Below are 4,998 nucleotides of genomic sequence, written 5' to 3'. Positions count from 1 at the left end.
TATCATAAAAAATTATATAAACAATTTGATATAATAATTATTTAAAAAAGAGCGGTATTTTTTTATTTTTAAAGCTTAAATACAACGTTAAAAAAACCAAGATCTATTTTTTTTAACATTATTATTTAATCTATCTAATTCTTGCAATTTCAAAAACAGTTCTTTTTCAGTATTGCTGATTTTTGTAGGAGTTTTTATCTTAACAACAACATAATGGTCTCCCTTGCGAGAAGAATTTAAATAAGCTATTCCTTTGTTTTTTAACCTCAACTTTGTATCCGTTTGGGTTCCTGATGGGATTTTAAGTTCCACATCTCCATAAATAGTCGCTACACTAATGGTAGTTCCTAAAACAGCTTGATAAAAATCAATGAAAAGAGTGGTAATAATGTTTTGTTCATCTCTTTTAAAATTTTCATGCGGTCTTACTTTAATATCTACTAATAAATCGCCATTAGCAGTGCCTAAATGACCACCATTACCGTTTTGAGGCGATCTTAAAGTCATACCGCTTTCCACACCAGCCGGTATTTGCAAATTCATTTGTTTAACTTTTTTGACTCTTTTTTGCCCCTTACAAGAAGAACATTTGTGCAAAATAGTTTGTTTTTCGCCACGACATTGTGGACAAATTTGTCGAGAAGGAATATTGCCTAAAATAGTTTGTTGGTTAACAACAACATAACCATTACCATGACAATAAGAACAAGTTTGCACGCTTTGAGCGTTTTTAGCCCCTGTTCCTCGACAATGTTGACAATCTTCTTCTACGTGAAATTTAATGTCTTTTTCTACTCCTAAGGCAGCTTCTAGAAAATCAATTGTAATTTCAATATGCAAGTCTGCTCCAACATTATTGTTACGTCCTTGTCGTTGAGAACCAGAACTGCCAAAGAAATTTTCAAAAAGATCTTCAAAGTTGAACGAACCGCCGCCGCCAAAGCCTTCAAAACCGCCACCAAAACCACCAGTTTCGCCAGTGTGACCAAAACGATCATAATTAGCTTTTTTATTAGGGTCTTTTAAAGTTTGATAAGCTTCTTGTACTTCTTTGAATTTACTTTCAGCATCTGCTTCTTTATAAACATCTGGATGAAATTTTTTAGAAAGTTTTCTATAAGCGGATTTAATTTCACTCTCGCTAGCTTCTTTAGTTAAACCTAAAACGCTATAATAATCTTTTTTTTGTTTCAAAATAAATCTCCTAATTAGAATAATAATTTACATTTACAATAATAAAAGAAACCAAAAAAAGTCATAAAGGCTTTTTTTGGTTCATTAAAATATTAAATTAGATTATTATTTTTTTTCTTCTTCAAATTCAGCATCAACTGTTTTATCGTCATTTTTATCGTTATCATGGTTATGATTATGACTGTGGTCGTGCGCGTTTTTAGCTTGCTCTTGCGCTTGTTGATAAGCTTGAAGAGTAATGTTTTGCGCTTCTTTTTCTAAAGTTTTTAATTTTTCTTTGATGACAGATTGATCATCACCTTTTAAAGCTTCTTCTAAGTTTTTAATATGTTCTTCTACTTTAGCTTTTTCTTCAGGGTTAACTTTGTCTTTCAAATCTTCTAAAGTTTTTTGAGTTTGGAAAATTAGTTGTTCTGCGTTATTACGTGTATCAATTTTATCTCTTTGGATTTTATCAGATTCAGCGTTTTCTTCAGCTTCTTTAATCATACGATTAATTTCTTCTTCTGATAAAGAACCAGTTCCAGAAATAGTAATTTTTTGTTCTTTATTAGTGCCTAAATCTTTCGCTTTAACAGAAACAATACCGTTAACATCAATATCAAAAGATACTTCGATTTGAGGAACTCCTCTTGGAGCAGGCGGAATATCGTTTAAACGGAAACTTCCTAAAGTTTTATTTTCTTTCGCTAAAGGTCTTTCTCCTTGTAAAACGTGGATATCAACAGAAGGTTGATTATCAGTAGCAGTGGAGAAAATTTGTGATTTAGAAGTCGGAATAGTAGTGTTTCTTTCGATTAATTTAGTGAAAACATTGCCTAATGTTTCAATCCCTAAGGAAAGCGGAGTTACATCTAAAAGAACTATATCTTTAACATCTCCCATTAAAATACCACCTTGAATAGCAGCTCCCATAGCAACTACTTCATCAGGGTTAATGCTTTTATTAGGATTTTTTTTCAATTCTTTTTTCACTAATTCTTGAACAGCAGGAATTCTTGTTGAACCACCCACTAAAAGAACTTGATCAATTACTTCCTCTTTAATATTAGCATCAGTTAAAGCACGTTTCACAGGCACTAAACAACGTTCTACTAAATCACGTGTTAATTCATCAAATTTAGCTCTTGTTAAAGTGTATTCTAAGTGAAGAGGTCCGCTTGTAGGATTCATACTGATGAAAGGTAAAGAGATTTGCGTAGAAACGATACCACTTAATTCTTTTTTTGCTTTTTCAGCAGCATCTTTTAATCTTTGAGTAGCGATTTTATCTTTAGATAAATCCACTCCATTATCTTTTTTAAATTCTTTAATTAAAAATTCAATAATACGTTCATCGAAATCATCACCACCAAGTTTGTTATCACCGGCAGTAGACAAAACCGAAAAGTTACCTTCAGCTAAATTTAAGATAGAAACATCGAAAGTTCCTCCTCCTAAATCAAAAACTAAAATATTTTGTTCTTTTTCGCTTTTATCAATGCCGTAAGCTAAAGCAGCTGCTGTTGGTTCATTAATAATTCTTTTCACTTCTAAACCAGCAATTTTACCGGCATCTTTAGTCGCTTGTCTTTGTGAGTCATTGAAATAAGCAGGTACAGTAATAATTGCTTGGCTAACTTCATCCCCTAAATAATCTTCTGCTTGTTTTTTTAAATTTCTTAAAATCATAGCACTTATTTCTTGGGGAGTATATTTTTTGTTGTTTACATCAACAGTATAACCTTTCTCACCCATATGTCTTTTCACAGAAATAATGGTGTTAGGGTTAGTAAGCATTTGTCTTTTAGCTACTTCACCTACCATGATTTCGTCGTTTTTAAACGCTACAACTGAAGGAGTAGTTCTACTACCTTCCGCATTAGGAATAACTTTAGCTTCTCCGCCTTCCATTACAGCAACACAAGAATTAGTTGTTCCTAAGTCAATACCAATAATTTTATTTGTTTTCGCCATTTTTATTTTCACTCCATTCATTTACTTTTACCATAGCTGGTTTAATAATTTTATCTTTGTATAAAAAGCCTTTTTGTAAAACAACAACGTTAACGCCGTTTGGTTGTTTTTCATCAGAAATTTTTTCTACTGCATGATGATATTTAGGATCAAATTTCTCGCCTAAAGCTTTTATTTCTACAACGCCGTCTTTTTCTAAAACATCGTTAATTTGCTTGTTAATCATTTTAAAACCAAAGAGAAATTTTTGCAACATTTCATCTTCAGTAGGCATTTCTAAAACTTGTCCTAATCGTTCTAAAGGGACTAAAATGTCGGTAATCAAATTCATAGAAGCGTATTTAACGTCTGCTAATTTTTCTTTTTGAAGTCTTTTTTTCAAATTCTCTAAATCTGCTTGAGATTTTAATTTTTCATTGATAAATTCGGTTTTTAATTGTAATAATTCCGCTTGTAAATCTTTTTCATCTTTTTTGGACGATGAATTGTCTTTATCATGGGAATTAGAGGATGATTGTTCATCCTTTTTTTTATCACAACCATCGCAATCCTTTTTAGAAGATTTTTCTGGTTGATTGTTTTTGCTTTCTTCTTGAGAAGCGTTGTTTTTTTGATCACCGTGACAACCACAATCTTGGTCTTTTTTAACTTCTTCAGTTTGATGATTTGGTGTTTTCATCTTTTCTTCATTATTATGTGTTTTTTTATTTTTATTCATGCAAAAATAAACTCCTATTTATTCCAATTTATAATTATTTTTATCATATAGCTGTGACAAATGAGCGGATAAATATTCCAAAAGAGGGACAATTTCTTGAAAATTCATGATAGTCGGTCCTAAAATAGCAATTGATCCTTTTTCATTTTCATTAATATCATAAGGAATAGAAATAATCATAAATTTATTGTACGGCATTAAGCTAATTTGATTAGCGAATTTATAAATAACTTCTTCATAATTAAAAAAAATTCTGTTTAATTCTTCATTTTCTAATATTTTAAAAATGTCTTTCGCGGATGTAAGGTCTTTGCATTCCGAATTATCGTAAAAATTAGAAACACCATATACATAAAAATTATCAGTCGCAAAATTATAAAAGGTTTCGACCAAAGATTGTACCAGTTGTTCTTTATATTCGGTATATGCTGCAAAAATGGTAGCAACAATATCGCTTTTCAGAATTTCTATTGCTTCATATAAATATTTACCAATTAACAAATGATTTAATTCAGAAAATATTATTTGCAAATCTTGCAATGACAATTCGCTATCTTTTTCTAAAACGATATTTTGATGTTGAACATTGCCATTATTGGTAACAATTAAAATAAGGGCTTGTTCTAAATTTAAAGGAATCAAATCGATTTTATTAATTTTATTAGTTTTTAAAACATCAGGACCTATCATTAAAGTCGCATAATTAGTTAAATTACTTAATAGCTCTAAAACTTCTTTAATAATTTTTTCTTTATTTAAACTTTTTTTATTTAAAATTTGGTCAAATAAAGAAATCATTTTAATAGTTTCATTATTGCGTGTTATTAAATTATTAAAATAAAAAGCATAACCTTTCAAAGAAGGTATTCTGCCGCTAGATTTATGAGTTTTTTTTAAATAACCTTTTTTTTCCAATTGTGCCATATCATAACGAATAGTAGCGCTGGAAAAATTTAAATAAGGCAAACTCGCTATCAATTTAGAACCAACAGGTTGATCTTCTTTGGAATAATTTTCAACAACGGCCTTTAAAATCAATCTTTTTCTATCAGAAAGCAAAATAATACTCCTTGGCACTCATTTAATATGACTGCTAATAGTATTATATTAATTTTTATATCAAATGTCAA

4 protein-coding genes are annotated in these 4,998 nt (G+C 30.0%); all 4 read right to left on the bottom strand.

Annotated elements, in window-relative coordinates; translation table 11 throughout:
* Positions 1–87 precede the first annotated feature (87 nt).
* The gene (gene dnaJ / locus RI68_RS02525; protein WP_017193667.1) at positions 88–1,194 is read right to left on the bottom strand and encodes a molecular chaperone DnaJ; all 1,107 of its coding nucleotides are present in this window, start codon (positions 1,192–1,194) and stop codon (positions 88–90) included.
* A 105-nt stretch (positions 1,195–1,299) separates the two neighbouring features.
* Positions 1,300–3,150 (bottom strand): molecular chaperone DnaK, encoded by a 1,851-nt coding sequence (gene dnaK, locus RI68_RS02520; protein ID WP_026071955.1) that lies wholly within the window; start codon positions 3,148–3,150, stop codon positions 1,300–1,302.
* Positions 3,134–3,868: a nucleotide exchange factor GrpE gene (locus RI68_RS02515; protein ID WP_017193665.1), complete on the bottom strand. Its 735-nt coding sequence runs from the start codon at positions 3,866–3,868 to the stop codon at positions 3,134–3,136. The genes dnaK and RI68_RS02515 overlap by 17 nt, the downstream gene beginning before the upstream one ends.
* Before the next feature lie 18 nt (positions 3,869–3,886).
* Positions 3,887–4,927: a heat-inducible transcriptional repressor HrcA gene (gene hrcA, locus RI68_RS02510; RefSeq protein WP_017193664.1), complete on the bottom strand. Its 1,041-nt coding sequence runs from the start codon at positions 4,925–4,927 to the stop codon at positions 3,887–3,889.
* Positions 4,928–4,998: the final 71 nt, after the last annotated feature.

The organism is Vaccinium witches'-broom phytoplasma str. VAC (genome assembly GCF_000309405.1).
Lineage (GTDB): Bacteria > Bacillota_I > Bacilli_A > Acholeplasmatales > Acholeplasmataceae > Phytoplasma.
The sequence above is the reverse complement of the archived record's forward strand: the minus strand, read 5'-3'. Positions and strand labels throughout refer to the sequence as shown.

Coding starts and splice junctions, on each gene's coding strand:
- dnaK (WP_026071955.1), bottom strand. CDS start 3,150: ATGGCGAAAACAAATAAAATTATTGGTATTGACTTAGGAACAACTAAT.
- RI68_RS02515 (WP_017193665.1), bottom strand. CDS start 3,868: ATGAATAAAAATAAAAAAACACATAATAATGAAGAAAAGATGAAAACA.